Origin of the sequence: Pedobacter sp. R-06 (assembly GCF_049913135.1) — a bacterium.
Taxonomy (GTDB): Bacteria; Bacteroidota; Bacteroidia; order Sphingobacteriales; family Sphingobacteriaceae; genus Pedobacter.
Genome location: NZ_CP183977.1, coordinates 5,720,521 through 5,742,156, shown reverse-complemented (window position 1 = coordinate 5,742,156; position 21,636 = coordinate 5,720,521). Strand labels below are relative to the sequence as shown.

13 protein-coding genes are annotated in these 21,636 nt (G+C 37.0%); 6 read left to right on the top strand and 7 right to left on the bottom strand.

Annotated elements, in window-relative coordinates; all coding sequences use genetic code 11:
* Positions 1 to 5: 5 nt before the first annotated feature.
* The 5 genes from ACN9MR_RS23250 to ACN9MR_RS23230 form a co-directional block, all read right to left on the bottom strand.
* A complete protein-coding gene (locus ACN9MR_RS23250) occupies positions 6 to 767 on the bottom strand; it encodes a DUF4843 domain-containing protein (protein WP_184466172.1) in 762 nt (253 codons plus the stop codon).
* Between the two features lie 18 nt (positions 768 to 785).
* Complete coding sequence (locus ACN9MR_RS23245) at positions 786 to 2,216, bottom strand: RagB/SusD family nutrient uptake outer membrane protein (RefSeq protein ID WP_184466170.1); 1,431 nt, start codon at positions 2,214 to 2,216, stop codon at positions 786 to 788.
* An 11-nt stretch (positions 2,217 to 2,227) separates the two neighbouring features.
* Complete coding sequence (locus tag ACN9MR_RS23240) at positions 2,228 to 5,311, bottom strand: SusC/RagA family TonB-linked outer membrane protein (RefSeq protein WP_426326891.1); 3,084 nt, start codon at positions 5,309 to 5,311, stop codon at positions 2,228 to 2,230.
* Between the two features lie 41 nt (positions 5,312 to 5,352).
* Entirely contained in the window at positions 5,353 to 6,411 is a 1,059-nt protein-coding gene (locus ACN9MR_RS23235; protein WP_184466166.1) for a FecR family protein, read from the bottom strand.
* 99 nt (positions 6,412 to 6,510) lie between these two features.
* Positions 6,511 to 7,059: a sigma-70 family RNA polymerase sigma factor gene (locus tag ACN9MR_RS23230; RefSeq protein ID WP_184466164.1), complete on the bottom strand. Its 549-nt coding sequence runs from the start codon at positions 7,057 to 7,059 to the stop codon at positions 6,511 to 6,513.
* Between the two features lie 309 nt (positions 7,060 to 7,368).
* Here ACN9MR_RS23230 and ACN9MR_RS23225 point away from each other — a divergent pair, with 309 nt between their 5' ends.
* From ACN9MR_RS23225 to ACN9MR_RS23205, 5 genes are all read left to right on the top strand, one after another.
* A complete protein-coding gene (locus ACN9MR_RS23225) occupies positions 7,369 to 10,686 on the top strand; it encodes a DUF4175 family protein (protein WP_426326890.1) in 3,318 nt (1,105 codons plus the stop codon).
* 186 nt (positions 10,687 to 10,872) lie between these two features.
* Positions 10,873 to 11,310: an rRNA maturation RNase YbeY gene (gene ybeY / locus ACN9MR_RS23220; RefSeq protein ID WP_184466160.1), complete on the top strand. Its 438-nt coding sequence runs from the start codon at positions 10,873 to 10,875 to the stop codon at positions 11,308 to 11,310.
* Between the two features lie 758 nt (positions 11,311 to 12,068).
* Complete coding sequence (locus ACN9MR_RS23215) at positions 12,069 to 13,931, top strand: ABC-F family ATP-binding cassette domain-containing protein (RefSeq protein WP_184466158.1); 1,863 nt, start codon at positions 12,069 to 12,071, stop codon at positions 13,929 to 13,931.
* 202 nt (positions 13,932 to 14,133) lie between these two features.
* The gene (mnmG, locus tag ACN9MR_RS23210) at positions 14,134 to 15,996 is read left to right on the top strand and encodes a tRNA uridine-5-carboxymethylaminomethyl(34) synthesis enzyme MnmG (protein ID WP_426326889.1); all 1,863 of its coding nucleotides are present in this window, start codon (positions 14,134 to 14,136) and stop codon (positions 15,994 to 15,996) included.
* Between the two features lie 121 nt (positions 15,997 to 16,117).
* Positions 16,118 to 17,758: an Ig-like domain-containing protein gene (locus ACN9MR_RS23205; protein WP_426326888.1), complete on the top strand. Its 1,641-nt coding sequence runs from the start codon at positions 16,118 to 16,120 to the stop codon at positions 17,756 to 17,758.
* Between the two features lie 179 nt (positions 17,759 to 17,937).
* Here ACN9MR_RS23205 and ACN9MR_RS23200 read toward each other — a convergent pair whose 3' ends face one another.
* Positions 17,938 to 18,450, bottom strand: coding sequence for a gamma carbonic anhydrase family protein (locus tag ACN9MR_RS23200; protein WP_426326887.1), 513 nt, complete (start codon positions 18,448 to 18,450; stop codon positions 17,938 to 17,940).
* A 107-nt stretch (positions 18,451 to 18,557) separates the two neighbouring features.
* The gene (gene nadB / locus ACN9MR_RS23195; protein ID WP_184466151.1) at positions 18,558 to 20,144 is read right to left on the bottom strand and encodes an L-aspartate oxidase; all 1,587 of its coding nucleotides are present in this window, start codon (positions 20,142 to 20,144) and stop codon (positions 18,558 to 18,560) included.
* 408 nt (positions 20,145 to 20,552) lie between these two features.
* On the opposite strand from nadB, the gene nadA reads away from it, so the two are divergent.
* A complete protein-coding gene (gene nadA, locus ACN9MR_RS23190) occupies positions 20,553 to 21,593 on the top strand; it encodes a quinolinate synthase NadA (RefSeq protein ID WP_280739777.1) in 1,041 nt (346 codons plus the stop codon).
* Positions 21,594 to 21,636: the final 43 nt, after the last annotated feature.

The window sequence follows — 21,636 nt, the reverse complement described above, 5'->3', positions numbered from 1 at the left end:
TAGATTTATTGAACAGAAGAACCCATAATCATTTCTGATCCGTCTTCTTCGTAAATGGTTTTTCCTGCTGCTTTTTGATCGTTCAAATAACGCTGCATAAATTTTCCATATGCAGTAAGCTCAGCAATCGACATCGAGGTGTCCATGTAGGCCGGGTCTATCCCCAATACCTGAACAATCAAACTCAACTTTTTCCTAGTAAAAGTACCTAGGTACCCATCTAACCACCTACCTGGTTTTTTAATAATATCATTTATAAACCACCGGTATCTGATAAAGCTTAGTCTTTGCCCCGTGGTAGCATTAATTAATTTATCTACCATATCGGCACTAAAGTTTTCGTTGGCTTCGAGCTTAAAAAACAGTGTAAAATTCTGTGCCTGCATATCAACAGATCTATGAAATTTAATCTTAACGGTATCCTGAAGTTTATTTTTTTTGATACTGAATGTTTGAGGTAAAGCATCGTAATGTTTTCCTTCTATGGCCGTCGAAACCGGATCGATTATCAGTTTATAAGAACGGTCTTTATCGCTTACTGTACCAGTTGTTTTGATTATCATATTTACAACTGAATCTGTACTTTTCGCCAAGGAAAAAGACATCACGGTCGAATCCCTAATTACTTCGCCAGTAAAAGCGGGCAATCTCCCAGCTTCATTAAAATAGATATTGTTTTTACCACTGTAGGTTTCCAGGTTTTTTTTGCAAGAATTTGCCAATATCAATATCAGTAAACCTGCAGTATAAAATTTAATTTCTTTCATTGGATTAATTTTTTTTGGTTAACGATATTGACTTTCTGATAATGGTAATGGCACTACCGGAACAATGGTAATATTGCCACTGCCGGTTCCGTTACCTACCGAGGTTACATTCCGGCGTTTGTAGTAATAAAACAGCTGTCCTTCTCCAAAAAATTCCTTTTGATATTCTTTTTGTAGTTCGGTATTTACATTCACGGTAGTAGATAGGTTAGCTAAGCCCCTGTTAAGACGCACCACATTTAATTGGTTAATCCCATCTGCAGCAACTGGTTCACATTCAGCAGCGATGTAGTACATCTCACTAATTTTTAAAAGCGGAATGGTAAACCTGAAAGTTTTGGTTTTATCTACAACATCTGCATATTTATAAAAGGTTCTGTAGCTTTTTATACCAGTTGATGGGATCTGCCAATTTAAGTTATACCTATAATCGCTTTCGTTAGATTCGAAAACGGCTGTTAATCTTGCTGGTGCAGGCGCCAAAATGTTGCCCTCTGTAACCGCCGGATCAAACAGCGCAAGGTAATTGTTGTAAAGCTGGGTATTCATTGTCCCAAATATCATTTCAGTAGAAAATACACGGTCAGGATTTACTTTCTCACTTAAGGCATTGGTGGTGGTAGTCCACTTAAATTTATCGGCCTGCTGAATAACTGATTTCGCTGCCGCGAGTGCCGATACTTTGTCTCCGCGATATAGGTAGGCTCTGGCCAATAAACCTTTAACAGCATAATAATTTAAGCGGTAGTTGCGACTATTGTTAACAAAATCAACCTCCGCATTTGCAGCGGGAGGATTAATCCCCGCAGTAATAATGATATCATTTTTGAGTAATTCTTCTGCGTGCTGAAGATCGCTCAAAACCTTTTGCATGATTTGATTTGCGGGCAAAAGCGGATTAATTTTCGATTGACTGTTTTCGTAATATGGAATAGATTGTTTGGTCGAATCTGCTGAATTGTATTTAGGGCCATATAGTCTTAAAAGATCCAGGTGAAGTAAAGCCCTCATGGCCAAAGCCTCTCCCTTATAAAGAGATTCCGTTTTCGTATCCAATACGCCAGTATATTTCTCAAGATTTTCTAAAAAACTATTGATATTTAGAATCGTAGAATAGGCGTCAGTCCAAATGGCATCGAATTTGGTGGTTGCCGGTTTATCCCCATAGGCATAAGAGGCAATTTTATATAAACTATGCGTTGATGGCACATTATATCGCTGTGCTAAAATCTCCACTGTAGAAAGGGTAAGGTTTTCTCCATATAGATTAGATTTAGCCAGGTTTATATACAAGCCATTTAATGCCGTATTAATTCCGCTTTTGCTTGAAAATACCTGCGCTTCTATAACCTTATCTTCTGGTTGAACGTTAAGGAATTTTTTGCAAGCGCCCAATAACAGCGTCAATACAATTGCTGCTACAGATAATTTTATACAATTCTTTTTCATCTATATATTTATTAAAATGAGGCCCTAAAACTAAATGATACGGTTCTGGCAAAAGGATAATCTATACCTCGCTCCTGCCTAATGGTCGATGCGGTGAAAATATCGTTTGCCAGTGCATTAACGGCGAAAGAGCGCATGCCCAACTTTTTAACCCAGGTTTTATTGTCGAAAGTATAGCCAATATTGATGGCCTCACCAGTTATTATATTTTCCTTTTGTACAAATCTTGAAGAAATCGGAGTGGTAGCGGTTTGCGATATAGATTTAAACTGTGCCACATCTCCAGGGCTTTGCCACCTGTCATACAAGGCTCTTTTATCCTGGTTAAGCGTTATATTCGAAAAGCTGATATTTTCAACCTTATCAAATAAAACCTTGTTAAATACATCTCCCCCGAGCTTATACCTTACATTAACGCCAAAAGTAAATCCTTTAAACATTAGGTTTGTGGTAAATACGCCTTCAACCGTTGGTGTTGTATTTCCTACCGGCAATATATTAGCGGCATTATAATCAAATGAGTATTGGCCACTTGGTGTTAAAAATACTTCCCTTCCTGTTGCCGGATCGATACCTAAAGACTTGGCAGCCCAAATGGTTTCAGCACTATACCCATCTGTAAATCTCAAAATACTTTTACTTAACTCCTGTTGTTTGTTTAATGAGTTCAATGTGTTTCCAAAGCCTGCATATTTACTCTTAAACATCGAGCCCGTAAGACCAAGCATCAATACAACTCTTTTTGCGGTATTATAAATGGGCGAATAATTTAATTTCACTTCTACCCCTTTATAAGTTAAGGTACCCGCATTTAAAGGATAGCTAAAAACACCTGTTGATGAGGGTAAATCAACCGCTACCACTAATGGGTCTGTTTTTTTAGTGTAGGCATTAATGTAACCCGTAAACCTGGTGTTAAAAAGCATAAAATCCAATCCTCCACTAATTTGTCTTGTTTTTTGTGGGGCTAAATCTGGGTTTCCAAGAGTGCTTAAATCAATGCCTTGTCCAAATTGATTGTAATTGCTATTACTGTTGTAATTATAAACGGATACAGAGGTTACATTTCCGTAATTCTGATTACCCGTTACTCCAATATTCCCGAATAGCTTTAATCTGTTTATCCAACTTTTTCCTTTAAAAAGTTCTTCGTTATGAATGTTCCAGCCTAAACCAACCGAATAATATGGCGAAAACTGCTTATTTCTTCCAAAAGCGGTCGAACCATCCAAACGGTAAGAAGCATCCGCCAAAAATCTATTATCGTAAGCATAGTTTGCAGAAAGAGTTCCGTTTAGTGTTCTGTAAATACTAGATGCAGCTTTAGGCGCTCCGTTCTCGGCATAACCATAGGCAAACCGCGGATTCCCATTGCTTCCTTGCGGGAAACCTTCAGAAAGGGTGATAAAACTATCATCCTGCTTTTCATTAATTGTTGCCCTAAAATTTGCATTCAAAACATGCTTTTGGGCAATTGCTTTATAGTAGGTAAGCAACAGATTTGCCTGATAAGATAAATTATTCGAACTACTATCCTGATAAGTTCCCTTTCTTAATAAAGTAACATCTTCAAAATCACTACTTTCTGGTGCCCTAAAAATCTTTCCTTTTTTATTACCCTTTGTAAGTTGAACCGCACCATTTAATCTTAAATCGGGCGTTAAATCATAATTGATATTTAAATTGTTCTGAACCTCTAAATTTTTAGTATTGTCGTATTGCGGAAGAGTGGCATCATACAACGGATTCCTAACTTTAATCTCCACACCGTTTGACTGTCTCGAAATCTCTAAATATCGGTCGGTGTAGTTCTTTTCAAAATATGGATTTGCATTTACATAATCTGAAAAGGAGCCATAAGGAGAATTATAAGCAGAATAACCCCTGATGTAGGTAATATTATTAACGTTTAACTTGTTTTTCCGGTAAGTAAGATTAATGCTTCCACTATAGCTATCTCTTCCTGAGCCTTTCATCGCACCGGTTTGGGTTTTATAATTCATCCCTACGCCATAAGTAAAAGTATTATCCCCACCCTGTACAAAAACGGATGAGTTGTTGCTGTAGCCAGTTTGTATAGGTTCGCTTAGCCAATAACTATCAACCCCTCTTTTAATTTTGGCTAAATGCGAATTATACAGTTGATCTAAATAAACCTGTTGCGTTGGGTTTCCGTCTGCTGCAGAATATCTTCCCGATAACCTTTCGAATTCTAGCTTTTCGGTTGCATTCATCAAATTGTATCCAGATAAATCAGGACTTTCTACCCTGAAATCATTTGAATAAGTAAACTGAAGTTCTCCCGATTTTGGTCTGATGGTTTCAATAACAACCACGCCGTTTGATGCCCTGGCCCCATAAAGAGCTGTTGATGCCGCATCTTTTAATATCGTAACCGATCCCACCCTGTTAATATCCAAATCCACAATGGTTTGTAAAGTTGATTCGAAACCATCTAAAATAAATAATGGCTGGTTCGGATCTCCTCCAAACTGATCTCTTAAACTGGCACTTGGTACACTACTTTTACCCCTTACCTCAATAACAGGTAAAACATTTGGATTAGAACCCGCTAAATTATTTTCTATCAATAAAAAAGAAGGATCTAATGTTCTTAAACTTTGGATAATGTTGTTATTCCCAACCATTTTTAAGTCATCACCAGAAAATGTGGCTGTACTCCCCGTAAAGGTGTTTCTATTCCTATTGATACCTGTACCTGTTACAACGACCTCTTTATCAAGCAACGTATTACTTTCTCGTAGTTCAATAGAAAGCGAGAAAGTTCCTCCGTCTTTAACTTGGCCGGTAACTGTTTTTGTTTCGTAACCAATAAAATTGATGGTGAACCTGTATGGCCCTGCCACTAGTCTTGGAAAGCTAAATACACCGTTCTTATCAGATGAGGTTGTTGTTTTAACCCCCGTTTGTACATTTTGAGCGATAACAGTTGCGCCTACAATGGTTTCTTTTGCGTCTTTAATAACCCCTTTAACAGATGGCGTTTGTGCATAAGCACTTAACCCCAGATAAAGGCAAAGCAGTAGCAGTAAGACACGTTTTGGAACGTTCCTTTTAGTAAAAATTTTAATCATGAAGTTAGTTAGTTTGGTCTAGTTGTGTTTAGGGTTTTTGTTTACTTCTTCTTTATATTATATCCCACGGCTGTTTTTTCTGGGGTCAGGTTATTGAGCGAACAAAGCATATTTAAGAAAGAGTCAATGTCATCGCGTCCGAATTCATATTGTCCAGTAAATACTTTTTTGTTTAACTGACCCGCAGAATATTTTATTTTAATGTTCAATTTCGTTTCAAGTGCATCAAAAACGCCGGCTAAAGATTCATTGTCGAAAATAATGGCATTTTCGGTAACAATAGCCTTATTCTGATCTAAAACTTCCAGTTTCTTAGCCGGCAGGATATTAACCTCTTTCACATTTGCAACATAGGTTTGCATATTTACCGTAAATACTTTCCCCGGTAATAAATAAACGGTTTTAACACCTGCCGATAAAAGTTTTTGCTGGGGTTTAACCACCACCTTTCCTTCAATTAACTTCACCTTGGTATAAAGACCTTTTTTGAAGGCTGTAATTTTAAAAACGGTACCTAAAGCAGTAGTAGCAAGGTTATTGGCAAAAACCGTAAAAGGTTTTGTCTTATCTTTATGTACCCTGAACAATGCCTGTCCTGTCAAAACCACATCTCTTTTTCCCTGATCAAACGGAAAATAACTCACCTCACTGTTTGGATCTAGTTCAACAATGGTTCCATCCGGAAGTGTGTGCGTCTGTTTTATAGAAGATGTATTGGTTATGAACTTAGCAACCCTGGCAGGCACTCTCGCTTTAGTTAAAGCAGTAACATTAGCGGTAGAAACCTGATTACTGTTAAATTTATAAACCACCAATCCTATGGTAGCAATCAATGCAATCGAGGCGGCATAAGCTAAATAACGTAGCCGGCTTCTCTTCACTTCTATAGTATCGTGGATATGGTCTAATACATTTACATAAATCCGGTCTGATACTTCGCCATCAACTTTTTCATTCGGTTCAAAATGCTCCCATTCCTCGCTGTTTAAATAAATTTCACGGTTGTCTCCATCAGCTAAAAATTTACTTACCATGCGGGCTTCCTCGGCAGTACACTGGCCGGCAAAAAACTTCTCAACAAGCTTTTGGTTGATTTGCATAACTACATTACGTTTTTGAAAGTACTTTACCCCTATTAGGCTGAAATTATTTTATATTATTTCTTAAAATAGCGGTTATGACGGTCAAAAAAGCTATAATTATTTATTAATAATGGCCGACATGATAATAGCCAAAGAAATAATAGAAGAAAATGCTGCTCTTAACTGTTTTAATGCCTGCGATATGTGATTTTCGACAGTTTTTGGAGAAATAGAAAGCATTTCTGCAATTTCTTTATAAGAATAACCCTCTACTTTACTTAATTTGAAAACTTTTTTCCTAACAGGGGCCATTTGTTCGATGGCCTGCTCAAGCGCATGATGCATTTCTGGTTGATCAACTTCATTCTGCAGGGCATAATCATTTTCAACCACCGTTAAATGTTTTTTGCCAACAGCCTCTTTCCTAAGCTGATCGATAAGGATAGTTCCAGCAATACGGAAAATCTGAGCTGATAAACTATATTCCGAAGAAAGATTTTCCCTCTTTTCCCAAAGCCTGATAAAAGTAAGCTGCACCACCTCTTCAGCCATATAAACTGAACCTGTTTTTTTCAGTACATAGGCATAAAGTTTTTGGTTGAACAAACGGTAAACTGTTTGAAAAGTTTGTAAACAACCCGACGTTAAATCAACAACATAGTCCATTAATAGGAATTCCTAAGAAAATAAAAAGGGTGATTTTGTTAGTTATTCGGAGCGGATGATAGGCCAAAGATATTTTTTCATTTAATAAGAATCAACCCATTGTTGATCTTTTAACGCATTTTGATGCAAAATCCAGCTCAATGCAACTAATCAAACGTTTGTCTTATTTTTACCGTTTTCATTATTTTAAGAGAGTTTCGATAAAAAACCAGTAAATAATCAAAATTGATAACCGATTTGTAATAAACACGTTATGCTAATATCAGATTTCTTTCAATTGATTAGAACTATTTTTACATTTACAGTGATATGGTGAGCAATAACTACAGCGATTTATTACGGAAGATTGATGAGTTTATCCGCAAATTTTACCTGAATAAAATTTTGCGTGGGAGTATTTATGCCGCAGCCATACTTTTAGGCCTGTATCTGATTGTTTTTTTGAGTCTTTATTACCTCAATCCAACTGCAGGTTTTAAAACCTTTGTATTTTTTGCTTATTTACTTGTTGGGGCCTTACTTGTTGGCTTTCTAATCATCAAACCCTTGCTATCGATGCTCAAATTAGGCAAACACCTTACTTTCGACGAAGCATCGGTTATCATCGGAAATCACTTTTCCGATATTAAAGATAAATTGCTCAATACGCTGCAACTTCATCATTTATCTGAAAATCACCCCGAAAACAACCGTCTCATTCTTGCCAGTATCGATCAAAAGATCCTGGAGCTTAAACCTGTCCCCTTTTACAACGCCGTTAGCATTAATGATAACCGGAAATATTTAAAATATCTTTTTGTTCCCCTTTCTATTATTCTCCTAATTGCCATTATCGCACCTGCTATTTTACGCGAGGGCACAAACAGTTTTTTTAAGTATGACGAATACATTGCACCTAAAGCGCCTTTCAGTTTCACGGTTTTAAATAAGAGTTTAACCGTTACTCAGGGTGATGATGTAACCCTAAACGTTAAACTGGCCGGCGACGAACTCCCTGCCGAAATTTACGTTGAAGACGGAAAAAATACCTATAAACTCGAAAAAGAAAATATCAGCAAGTTTAATTACAGCATCAAAAATATACAGAGCGATAAAAAATTGGTTTTTAAAGGTGGTGGCTTTAGTTCAGCTGTTTTTACAGTTTCGGTTAAACCACGCCCTGAACTACTAAATGCAACCGCAACTTTAAATTACCCTGCTTATCTGGGTAAAAAACAGGAACTGATTGCCAATGTTGGCGATATGCTCCTGCCCGAAGGCACAAAAGTTACCTGGAACTTTAAAACCGGCCAGAGCAGTTCACTGCTGTTCATTTTAAATGGAACCGAAAACGTTTTAAAAGTTGAGGATAACGAATCGGCTTTTAATGCAACCATCAGGAATAATTCAAAATATAGCATCACGCCTAAAAACCAATATGTAACAATCAGGGATTCGCTTTCACACCAAATTACCGTTGTTAAAGATCAGGCACCGGGTATCAACGTTGAAGAAAAGCCCGATTCTGTGAGCAATAAAGCTTTATATTTTAGCGGACAAGTAACTGACGATTATGGTTTTAGCCGCTTAAGTTTTAAATACAATATCAAAGAAAATAACCGCATTGTGGGTACGGTTAGCAAAAATATTGCCATTAAAAGCAATGTGACCGAAAATAGCTTTTTCTATTTCTGGGATTTAAAAACAGCCGCTGCCAAACCTGGTCAGGAAATTGAATATTATTTTGAAGTAGCCGATAACGATGGCGTAAATGGGGCAAAAGTTACCCGATCGGAAATTAAAACCTTTAAACAACCTACCAAAAAAGAAACCGCCGAACAAGTAAATGCGAGCAACCAGGCATTAAAACAGAAAATGCAATCGGCCATACGTTTAGCCAATACCATCGAAAAAGAAAGTAAAAAAGTGGCCGAAAGCCTCATCGATAAAAAACAGATTTCTTTCGAAGATAAAAAACAGATTGAAGCCCTTTTAGACAAGCAAAAACAGCTTGATGAAGTTGTTAAGGAAATAAAAGAACAGAACGATAAAAATATTCAGCAACAGGAAGACCAAAAGCAAACTGAAGAGCTGCTGGAAAAACAGAAGCAGATTAAAGACCTGTTTGATAATGTACTGGATGAGAAAACAAAAGAACTTTTGCAAAAGCTGCAAAATCTGATGAATGAGAAAAATAAAGACCAAACGCAGAACGAACTCTCAAAAATGCAATTGGACAATAAAACCCTCAAAAACGAACTCGACAGGATCTTAGAACTCTACAAACAACTAGAATTCGAACAAAACCTTCAAACCGATATCGATCGTTTAAATGAACTGGCTAAAGCGCAAAAGGAACTTGCTGAGCAAACCAAAGATAAAAAACAGGACAATGAATCGTTAAAGCAAAAACAGGATGTACTTAACAAGGAGATGAAAGACCTGAAAGACGATCTGAAAAAACTGGAAGAAAAAAATCAATCACTTGAAAGGCCAAATCCTTTCGAAAATCCTGAAAAAGAGGTACAGGATATACAAAAAGAACAACAGGACAGTAAAGATGCTTTAGATAAAAAGGATTCGAAAAATGCAAGCCAGAAACAGCAAAAGGCTGGCGAGCAGATGGAAAAGCTGTCTAAAAAAATGAGTGATATGCAACAGCAGGGCGAAGAAATGGAAAACAACCTGAATGCAAAAGAGTTGCGTCGCCTCTTGGAAAACTTACTAACTACCTCTTTCGATCAGGAAAAAGTAATGCTTGCTTTAAAGAAAATGAATGCGGCCGATCCTTCTTATACCAGTAATGTTCAGAAACAACGCAGCATTAAAGACAACCTTAAAACCATTGCCGATAGCTTGTACAGTTTAAGCAAGCGTGTTCCGCAGATAGAATCGACGGTTAACGAGGAGATGAACAAGATCAATTTCAACCTGGATAAAAGTTTGGAAAGTTTGGGTGATAGAAGAACGCCTGAGGCTAATCGTTTTCAGCAGTTTACCATGACTTCTATCAATAATCTAACCTTGATGTTAAGTGAAGCGCTAAGTCAGCTGCAAAACATGCAGAAAAATGGTAAAGGTGGCAGTGGAAAGAAACAAAAGCAAGGGATGAAGCAGCTTTCGCAGATGCAGGAACAGTTGAACAAAAGCATGCAAAAAGCCCGGGAGCAAATGCAAAAATCAGGTGACAATAAGGGTACAGTTGGCAAAGGACAAATGAGCCAGGAGTTTGGCAAAATGGCCCAGCAGCAACAGATGATCCGTCAGGCGCTCGAAAAGATTAACCGTGAAGAGAACAAAGATGGAACCGGTAAAATGGGCAACCTAAACGAAGCCATTAAAGAAATGAAACAAACCGAGAGCGATCTGGTTAACAAGCGTTTGCAACAAGAAACCCTAAACAGGCAAAAAGATCTCTTAACAAAGTTATTAGAGGCAGAAAAAGCCGAACGCGATCAGGAAGAAGATGCTAAACGGGAAAGTAAAGCCGCTAAAGAGTTCCCCCCATCTTATCAAAAAATGGTCGATCAGTTTAAAAAACAGCAACAAAACGGTAATGATATGCTGCAAAAAATGCCTCCTAGTTTAAATTATTACTATAAAAACAAGATCGCTGAATATTTAAAGTCGTTGAATATGGAACGATGATACCAGGTGCTTCGTCATGCTGAACTTGATTCCCATCGAATTTGTCACGTTGAGCTTGTCGAAACGCTTTGCAAGACATCCAAGAGGTCCTTCGACAGGCTCAGGATGACAAATCTATATTTATGATGCCGCCTCTACGCACCACTTTAAATTTTTAATTAAATTTGCGGCCATAAACACAATAACATGCCTGCAATATCATTTTTCACAGAATCAGTTAGCTATAATCTTCCTCAGAAACTTAAGGTGAAGAAGTGGATTAAGGCTACCATCGAAAGAGAAGGCTTTAAATTGCAGGAACTTAATTTCATTTTCTGTAGCGACGAATACCTGCTGGGTATCAACCAGCAATATTTAAACCATGATACTTATACCGATATCATTACTTTCGATAACTCAGAAGAAGAAAAACAGATTGTAAGCGATATTTTCATCAGCATTGAGCGCGTTAAAGAAAACGCCAAAACCTTCAAAACACTGGAGTTTGATGAGGTTTGCCGCATTATGATCCATGGTACGCTCCATTTACTGGGTTACAAAGACAAAGGAAAAGCCGCTAAAAGCCTTATGACGCAGAAAGAAGATGAATATTTAAGCTATAGAGCAGAAGTTGGCCTGATCTAAGCTTCTTTTTAGTTACGCATTACATTCATTTTCAGGTTATCTACCAGCCTTTTATCATTTGCATGGCAGAACCAACTAACCACAGCACTTGACTCCCCTGTTATTTACTTTTATTCAAGTAAACCATTACTAGCATTTTTAATGCATAAATTTCGGAGTTTAAACGGGCTTTGTTCGGGTACCATTGTCACAACTCTGTCTTAAGTCCGAACCAACTCCGAACCAAACCCGTCTCAACCCTTAATTTTCCTTAAGTTTTTTGCCAGCTCTTTCAATCAGACTTTGCTGTATAGTACATTTTAACAGCTATTTTAAATCTATTGTTATCAATTTGTTTGGAATACCTTCCTGCGCTTGGTTCCCGTTCGTCTAATAGTTATGGGCGTTCGTCGACAATTAGACTATACTGGTATAATACACCGAAATTCCCTGCAACATTTTCAACCAACTGCAGTCTTATATTCAAAAAACGGCAATTACATAGTGCGCTAGAATTTATACCCTGTGCATTATATCAAGATAAAGTTTAGTTTTAGTTAATGATTGAAGCAGCGGTGGAGCGAGTCCGACCGCTGTTTTCTTTTTACTGAAATGATGCAGCAAATGGCATATGAACTACTGAACAGATAATCCAATACATCAATATTCTGCCATTTTTAGCTGATACAGAAGCCCTTTACAATTTGTTTATGCCGTTCCAAATATTTTATACTTACTTTTGCACTAATTTTCCTTTATAAATCCGAAATACAAAAAAATTGAGCACACTAATTGCGGCAGAAGGCTTAGGGCATGGTTATCATGACGAATGGCTATTTAAAAATTTAACCTTGGGTATTAACTCTGGTCAGCGCGTGGCGTTGGTTGGAATTAATGGTGCAGGTAAGAGTACACTTTTGAAATTATTGGCAGAAAGGTTCCCTCCGCTCGAAGGTAAAATTGTTAAAAATAAAGCTGTTAAAATCGGTTTTCTCGATCAAGAACCACAATTTACAGAAGGTTTTTCTATTAGCGACCACATATTCTCTCTTGAGAATAAACAACAACAGTTGATTAAGGAATATGAAGAATTAATTGAAAACCCTAATCCAGACGAAAAAACGCTTAATCGGTTGTATGAAGAATTAAGCGAACACAATGCCTGGGAATATGAACATGAGATTAAAACCATTTTAAACAGAATGGGTATTACTCATCTTCAACAGAAAATATCTACCCTATCTGGTGGACAAAAGAAACGTTTGGCCCTGGCTAAGCTTTTAATCGAAGATCCGGAAATTTTGGTGCTTGATGAGCCAACCAACCATTTGGACATTGACACCATTGAATGGCTGGAAAAATTGTTAACTACCGGACAAAAAACAATTTTACTCGTTACCCACGATAGATACTTTTTGGATAATGTTTGTAATACCATTGTGGAGTTAGATAGAGGAAAAATATTTAACTATAACGGAAATTATGCTTACTTCTTAGAAAAGAAAAGCGAAAGGGAGGCCTTAGACGCAACGGTTTTACATAAGAACCAACAGCTATTAAAGAAAGAATTAGAGTGGATGAGACGTATGCCACAGGCCCGGGCGACGAAATCTAACGCAAGAATTAATGCTTTTTACGATTTAGAGGAAAAAACCAAGAAAAAGACTGATAATCAGAGTATTAACCTCCAAATGAAGATGTCTCGCCAAGGTGGGAAAATAATTGAACTGGAACACATTAAAAAAGCATTTGACGGACGTCCGATCATCAACGACTTTAGTTATACCTTTAAAAAAGGCGACCGTATTGGTTTAGCCGGAAAAAACGGAACAGGAAAATCGACCCTGTTAAATATTATTACCAGCCAATTGAAACCAGATGCTGGTAAAGTAGATACCGGTGAAACTACTGTTTTCGGTTACTACAAACAAGGCGGTTTAACTTTCGATCCAAAGGAAAGGGTAATTGATATTGTAAAATCTGATGCTGAATATATCAAAATGGCTGATGGTTCTGTAATTACAGCCTCTGCCCTATTAACCCTATTTCTCTTCCCGCCAAAGAAACAACACGGCATGGTTGAAAAACTAAGTGGTGGAGAAAAGAAGCGTTTGAACCTGATGAAAGTACTGATGCAAAATCCAAACTTTTTAATTTTGGATGAGCCAACAAATGATCTGGATATCGACACACTAAATGTTCTTGAAGAATTTTTAGAAAACTTTCCTGGCATATTAATGCTCGTTTCTCACGACAGGTACCTGCTCGATAAAATGAGCGATCAACTATTTATCATGGAAGGCGAAGGTGTAGTTAAAATTTATAACGGCAATTATTCTGAGTATCGTTTAAGTTTAGAGCAACCAAAAGCAAAAGCAGAAACTAAGAAAACCCCTGCCCCAACCACAGAACAAGTATCTGTTAAAGCGGTAAAAAAATTAAGTTTCAAGGAGCAGAAAGAATTAGAAGATAGTGAAAAAGGTATCACAGAAACAGAAAACAAAATAGCTTTGCTTAATGAAAGCCTGGTTAAAATTGATGCGGCCGACTATGTAAAAATCCAGGAAGTTTCCAACGAGATAGAATCGCTTCAGGCCAAGCTTGACGAATTCACCATGCGCTGGCTTGAACTTTCAGAATAAACGATTGCAATTCAAAGATGTTTTCTACGTTATGTTTCACGTGGAACATTAGTAAAACACAAAAGGGAAATGTCATCCTGAGCGTAGTCGAAGGATATATAATTAAAATAAAATTAATAGTTTTCTATCACTTTCAGACAAACTATAATAAGCCAGTAAACCAATTGTTCCACGTGGAACAATTAAAGAAATATAATATAAAATGTTTTCAAAATACGATTTGATTGTTGTTGGTGCTGGTCATGCAGGCTGTGAAGCTGCTGCTGCTGCTGCCAATTTAGGATCATCTGTTTTATTAATAACAATGAATATGGGTACTATTGCCCAGATGAGTTGTAACCCTGCTATGGGTGGCGTAGCTAAAGGACAGATTGTTCGAGAGGTAGATGCTATGGGCGGTTACTCTGGTATTATTTCAGATAAATCGACTATTCAATTTAGAATGCTTAACAAATCAAAAGGCCCTGCCATGTGGAGCCCAAGAGCACAGATTGATAGGATGCGCTTTGCAGAAGAATGGCGTTTAGCATTAGAAAGAACACCAAACCTTGATATCTGGCAAGATAGTGTTGTAGGCCTATTGGTAAAAGATAATACGGTATATGGGGTTAAAACATCTTTAGGTATCAAGATAGAAAGCACTGCAGTAGTGCTTACCAACGGAACCTTTTTAAATGGTGTAATGCACATAGGAGAAAAGAAATTTGGAGGAGGTAGAACGGCAGAAAGAGCGTCAACAGGAATTACCGAACAACTGGTAGAGCTAGGCATGGAAGCGGGCCGAATGAAAACCGGCACTCCCCCACGTGTAGATGGAAGAAGTTTGGATTATACCAAAATGGAAGAACAATGGGGAGACGAAAACCCAGGTAAATTCTCCTATACCGATACCGAAGTTTCAACCGATCAGCGTTGTTGCTGGATCACCTATACCAATGGAGATGTTCATGAAACTTTAAAAGAAGGGTTTGAAAAGTCGCCAATGTTTACTGGAAGAATTAAAGGTTTAGGCCCGAGATACTGTCCATCCATTGAAGATAAAATTAACCGTTTTGCGGAGCGTGACAGACATCAGATTTTTGTTGAACCTGAAGGATGGAACACATGCGAAATTTATGTAAATGGATTTTCGACTTCTCTTCCGGAAGATGTACAATTTAAAGCCTTAAGATTAATACCAGGTTTTGAGCAAGCAAAAATGTTCCGACCAGGTTATGCGATCGAGTACGATTTCTTCCCACCTACCCAATTGTCTTTAACATTAGAAACTAAATTGATCAGTAATTTATTTTTAGCAGGACAAATTAATGGAACTACTGGTTATGAAGAAGCCGCTTGCCAAGGTTTCATGGCAGGTATAAATGCACACCAAAAAATCACTGATAAACATGAACTGATCATGAAAAGATCTGACAGTTATATTGGTGTTTTAATTGATGACCTGGTAACCAAAGGAACGGAAGAGCCTTATCGTATGTTTACATCGAGAGCGGAACACCGTTTGTTATTAAGACAAGACAATGCTGATATCCGCCTATCTCCCATCGGACATGAACTGGGTTTAATTTCTGATGAACGTTTAGAAAAGGTAAATCAGAAAATTGCAAATGCAGATGCTTTGGTTAAGTTTACCAGAAACCAGGGTATTGAAATGAGCGATGCAAATCCAATGCTCGAAAGTTTAGGGTCGAGCGTTTTAAATCAAAATGTAAAAATACACAGTTTGGTCGGCCGACCTCATGTTGGTTTACCCGATCTGATCAAAGTAAGCAAAGCGCTTGCGGAAGCCACAAAAGATTTAGATAACGAGACGATTGAGCAAGCCGAAATCAAAATTAAATATGAAAGTTATTTTGAAAAGGAAAATGAGATTGTAGCTAAAATGCTGAAGATGGAAGACAAAGAAATTAAACCGGATTTCGATTACAATAAAATTGTTTCCATTTCAAAAGAAGCCAGAGAAAAATTATTTAAGATCAAACCACGTACTTTAGGTCAGGCTTCACGGATTTCGGGTGTTTCACCTTCAGATATATCAGTTTTAATGGTTTACATCAATAAGTAACTGATTATCAGAACTTTACGTATTTTAAAACAGACTTAAAATAAAGCGATATAAGCTAAAAAAAAGATTTTTTAATGTTACAGTTCCAAAAAGTATAAAAATTCGTCAGAACGTTTAAAATATGCCAAATTTAAAAGCTCAGTATTTTAACCTTAAAAATTTAGCGGTTGTAACAACCTTGCTCCTATTTTTTGGTTGTGCAAGTATACAAACACCCCAAGGTGGACCAAAAGATACCAAGCCACCAAAAGTTTTAAGCATGACTCCAAAAAATCAAACGAGGAATTTTAATGCTAAAAAAATTGTGATCGAGTTTGATGAATATTTTAATCTTAAAGATGAGTTTAAAGAATTTTCTATTTCACCGGATCAGGAAAAAATTCCTGAGTTAAAAAAGAGGCAAAAAAGATTAGAAATTAATCTTAAGGATTCTTTAGAAAAAAATACGACCTATACCTTAAACTTCGGAAAATCTGTGGCCGATGTTAATGAAGGAAACGTAGTTAAAAATTTATCTTATGTTTTTTCTACCGGCCCGGAAATAGATTCGTTATCGTTAAGTGGTAAGGTCATCAATTCGCTAACAGACGAACCTGAGAAGGAAGTTACCGTATTTATACTACCTTTAGAAAGAGACACCATTTTTGGAAAAAAACGTCCATCAATTTATACCACTACAGACAGTGCCGGAACGTACAAATTAAATAACCTAAGAAAAGGTACTTATAAGGTATATGCGGTTAAAGAAAGTAGCGGAGGAGGAGATAAAATATACCAGCAGATTTCGGATGAAGTTGGATTTGTAAAAGACCCTATTGTAATAGATAAAAATATAGAGAACGTAGATCTGCAGATATTTAAAGAGTTAGCTCCAGAATTCCGCGTATTAGACCGAAAATTAAATAACGACGGAAGTATATCAATCAGTTTAAATCAGCAGCTTAAAAGTCCTAAAATAACCATTACAGACCCACCAGCTGTAGATGTAGGTAAGTTTGTCCATTTCTCTAAAAACAATGATACTGCCAAAATCTGGTTAAAGGATTTAAGTTTCGATTCGGTTAAGGTTGCCATACAAGACCAGGGTAAGGTTTTACAGACTTTAAATTTTACCAGGGGCAAAAAAGACACTTACACACGCGATGTAACGATTTCTGATAATTTATCGGGCGGTAAATTAAATCCTTTCCAGCAGTTAACGCTGACCTTTCCTTTTCCGATGACTGCGGCAGATCCATCTAAAATCACCCTTTTAGAAGATTCTGTGAAACGAACAACTTTTGAGGTGGTAAAAGACAGTGTAGATTTTCTTAAATATTACATTAAATACCCCTGGAAAAATAAAAGAACTTATGATTTAAAATTAGCTGCCGGTGCATTTACTGCCATATTCAATGCTAAGAATAAAGATGTAACCAAACGTTTTTCACTCGAAAGTGCGGATGCTTATACCACTTTGGTATTAAATGTAACTGTTCCAGATACCACTAAAAGATATGTTGTGCAGTTTTTAAATGAAAAAAAAGATATCATAAAATCTTTTCCGGTCAGCAAAAATTCGAAAGTTACTTTTTCTAAATATCCAGCCGGCAAATATATGCTCAGGGTAATTTACGATGATAATAAAAACGGAATCTGGGATACGGGAAATGTTAAAGCAGGATATCAGCCTGAAAAAGTATGGTACTTAAAGGCTTTAATGGATTTAAAACCGAATTGGGAACGCGAAGATCCACTGGTGATACCTCCACCCTCCAACTAAGTAAAAAAACTGTCATCTCGACTGGAACGCAGTAAATTTATTTTATTAGCAGTTTTTATATTGTTAAAGGCCTAATAGCTAATTCGTGGTCAGGGTTTTAATGGCAAAGATGCTGACCACGTAGTAGCTACAAGACAACTGAAAATACTACTTCTAAAACAAGTTCAGGATGACGGAAACTATTGGTTAAACCAACCCGAATACATGATATAATTATCAGGCAGTTTATTCAATAAAGCCCTTTGCTCTTCAGTAATGGGCTTTATTTTTTTTGCAGGCGTGCCGGCATATAAATAACCCGTTTCGCAAATGGTATTCTCTAATACTACAGATCCAGCTGCAATAATACAATACTCTTCTATAACCGCGTGATCCATTACAATGGCACCCATACCGATTAAAACATTATCCTGAACAGTACAGCCATGCACTATGGCATTGTGCCCTACAGATACCCTATTACCAATGTGTGTGGAGGCTTTTAAGTAAGTTGCGTGAATTACCGCACCATCTTGTATGTTTGATTCATTTCCGATTGTAATGGCATTTACATCGCCTCTGATTACAGCATTAAACCATACGGAACATTTATCACCTATTATTACATCTCCCACTATTGTGGCGTTCTCTGCAATAAAATTATCTTTTCCAATCTCAGGATATTTATCTTTTACGGGTAGTATTAAAGGCATGTCAGATGTAATATAGTTTATGGATAATGTAAGTAAGTTTTATGATGTCATGCTGAGCTTATCGAAGCACTATGTTAAGATCTTCGACAGGCTCAGACTGACAATAGCTAAAAAACAGTATCTACCAGTTCTTTTGCATGTTCAGGATAATCGGTAGTGTAATGTAACCCCCTGCTCTCCTTCCGCTGCATCGCAGATTTGATCACCAGATAAGCCGTTTGAATTACATTACGCAATTCGCAAAGTTTAACTGAAACTTTATTCTTTTTATAAAATTCCTCCGTTTCCTGGTAGATTAAAAATAAACGACGATGTGCTCTTTCCAAACGGAAATCAGACCGGACAATACCTACATAATCGCCCATAATTTTTTGCAATTCCCTAAGGTTATGCGTAACCAATACATCTTCATTGCTTTGGGTAACCCCTTTCGAATCCCATTCAGGAATATGATCTGGAATAATATTATTTTTAAAGTTCTCGATAGCATCCTGATAAATGCGGTGAGCGAAAACCGTAGCTTCTAATAAAGAATTTGAAGCCAAACGATTAGCACCATGCAAACCTGTTGAAGAACACTCACCACAGGCATATAAATTTTTAATCGAAGAGCGACCATATTCATCAACCAGAATGCCACCACACATATAATGAGAGGCAGGCGTAACCGGAATATAATCTTTCGTCATATCTATTCCTATTGATAAACACTTGGCATATATATTAGGAAAGTGTTTCAAAATATCAGCCTTCTTACGCATCGTAATATCCAGGTAAACAAATTCGTCGCCTGATTTCTTCATTTCATTATCTACTGCACGGGCAACAATATCGCGTGGTGCTAAAGACTTACGTTCATCATATTCATGCATAAACTCCTCGCCATTCTTACGTCTTAAAACACCACCAAAGCCCCTAACAGCTTCCGATATCAGGAACGATGGGTACTCTCCGGGATGGTACAAAGCTGTTGGATGGAACTGAATGAACTCCATATTCCTCACTTTTCCTTTTGCTCGGTAAACCATTGCCATACCATCGCCTGTTGCAATAACCGGATTTGTTGTGGCCGAATACACATGTCCGGCACCACCCGAAGCCATTACAGTCACATTTGCCACAATCTTTTCCACATCGTTAAGCTCTGTGTTAAAGGCATATATACCATAACAGTTAATATCTTCGGTACGTTTATCCACAAACTCACCCAGGTGATGCTGTGTAATTAACTCGAGCGCGAAGTAATGTGTTAATATCTCTATGTTGTTATTCTCATGAATTTCATTCAGCAACACCCGTTCAATCTCATATCCGGTGATATCTTTATAGTGTAAAACACGGTGTTCAGAGTGCCCGCCTTCCTTCGCTAAATCATAAAAACCCGAGTTATCCTTATCGAAGTTTATACCATAGTCAATGATCTCCTGAATACGTTGAGGCCCCTCTTTTACAACGATTTCCACAATTTTTTCATCACATAATCCATCACCGGCAATCAAAGTATCTTCAATATGTTTCTCAAAAGAATCACCTTTATCTACCACGACTGCAACACCGCCCTGAGCGTATTTTGTATTCGATTCGTCTTCGTTCGACTTGGTAACAATTAAAACCTTACCAAACTTTGCTGCTTTAAGCGCAAAACTCAAACCCGCTATACCTGAACCAATTACCAGAAAATCTACTTTCCTCATTAATAAAAACATTTACTTTATCCACGATGTTAACAACTAGTTGATAAATGTTAACTCTGTGTCTAAATTATCCTAACAAATAAATTTGAATGTTTAAAGCTACTCTAAAAAGACAATTTGCCACAATCTTTTAAGTAATTTTTGAGCACCTTTGTACAAGTAATTAACTTTTTACCCACTTATAAACAATTAACATTCGAGTATTGATAAAAATTGAGCGACTTTTCGATAGTGCTGAAAATCAAACTCATGATATTAGAGAAATGTAATCTAAATGTTAGTAAACGATTAACAACTTATATAAAAGAACTTTTTTTCGAAACTTGCCAACAATACTAACACACTAATAAACAAACAAGATTTATTTATTTAAAAATACTTATTAATTATTGAGACGTTGAAAGCTTTATCTTTGACCAACGTCAAAATTCAAAAAAGGAAAATTTTAAAATGAACATAGATGTCTTAGAAGAAATCAATAAAAAAGGTTTCGCAGAAGAAGAAATTGATCCTACGCTTGATCTTTTTGCCGAGATTGAGAAGTTAAAAAAGGAAAAGAATGCCATTATTCTTGCACATTACTACCAAGAGCCTGACATTCAGGATATTGCAGATTATATTGGCGATAGTTTAGGATTATCGCAAGAAGCGGCAAAAACAGATGCTGATGTAATTGTGTTTGCCGGCGTGCATTTTATGGCCGAAACAGCAAAGATTTTATCGCCTGATAAAACTGTTTTATTACCGGATGTAAAAGCAGGATGCTCATTAGCAGATAGTTGTCCGCCCCATCTGTTTAGAAAGTTTAAAGAAAAATATCCAGATCATCTGGTTATCACTTATGTAAATTGTACGGCCGAATTAAAAGCTTTAAGTGATATTGTTTGTACAAGTACGAATGCGGTTCAAATTGTAGAGAGTTTACCTAAAGACCAAAAAATAATATTCGGTCCCGATCGAAATCTAGGTGCTTATGTAGCAAAGAAAACCGGGCGCGATTTGGTATTGTGGAATGGTGCCTGTATGGTACATGAAATTTTTTCGCAGGAGAAAATTACAAAATTGAAAGAACGCCATCCGAATGCTAAGTTTATTGCACACCCAGAGTGTGAAGAAGTGGTTTTGAAAATGGCTGATTATATCGGTTCAACAACCGGACTTTTAAAATATACCATTACCAATCCGGCTACCGAATTTATTGTAGCAACCGAAAGTGGCATTATCCACCAGATGGAGAAGGCAAATCCAACAAAAACATTTATTCCGGCGCCGCCGAATAACAGTTGTGCTTGTAACGATTGCCCATACATGAAAAGAAATACTTTAGAAAAACTATATTTATGTATTAAAAATGGTTTGCCAGAAGTAACTGTACCTGAGCATATTATTGAGCTTGCCCGTAAACCGATTCAAAGAATGCTGGATATTTCAGCGGAGCTGGGGTTATAAAATAGATCAAACCTTACAGGTTTTTAAAACCTGTAAGGTTTAT

Excerpts from the sequence above, each read along its gene's own strand:
- ACN9MR_RS23205 (WP_426326888.1), top strand. The coding sequence starts at position 16,118 with ATGCCAAATTTAAAAGCTCAGTATTTTAACCTTAAAAATTTAGCGGTT.
- ACN9MR_RS23225 (WP_426326890.1), top strand. The coding sequence starts at position 7,369 with ATGGTGAGCAATAACTACAGCGATTTATTACGGAAGATTGATGAGTTT.
- mnmG (WP_426326889.1), top strand. The coding sequence starts at position 14,134 with ATGTTTTCAAAATACGATTTGATTGTTGTTGGTGCTGGTCATGCAGGC.
- ACN9MR_RS23230 (WP_184466164.1), bottom strand. The coding sequence starts at position 7,059 with ATGGACTATGTTGTTGATTTAACGTCGGGTTGTTTACAAACTTTTCAA.
- ACN9MR_RS23235 (WP_184466166.1), bottom strand. The coding sequence starts at position 6,411 with ATGCAAATCAACCAAAAGCTTGTTGAGAAGTTTTTTGCCGGCCAGTGT.
- nadB (WP_184466151.1), bottom strand. The coding sequence starts at position 20,144 with ATGAGGAAAGTAGATTTTCTGGTAATTGGTTCAGGTATAGCGGGTTTG.
- ACN9MR_RS23250 (WP_184466172.1), bottom strand. The coding sequence starts at position 767 with ATGAAAGAAATTAAATTTTATACTGCAGGTTTACTGATATTGATATTG.
- ACN9MR_RS23240 (WP_426326891.1), bottom strand. The coding sequence starts at position 5,311 with ATGATTAAAATTTTTACTAAAAGGAACGTTCCAAAACGTGTCTTACTG.
- ybeY (WP_184466160.1), top strand. The coding sequence starts at position 10,873 with ATGCCTGCAATATCATTTTTCACAGAATCAGTTAGCTATAATCTTCCT.
- ACN9MR_RS23245 (WP_184466170.1), bottom strand. The coding sequence starts at position 2,216 with ATGAAAAAGAATTGTATAAAATTATCTGTAGCAGCAATTGTATTGACG.
- ACN9MR_RS23200 (WP_426326887.1), bottom strand. The coding sequence starts at position 18,450 with ATGCCTTTAATACTACCCGTAAAAGATAAATATCCTGAGATTGGAAAA.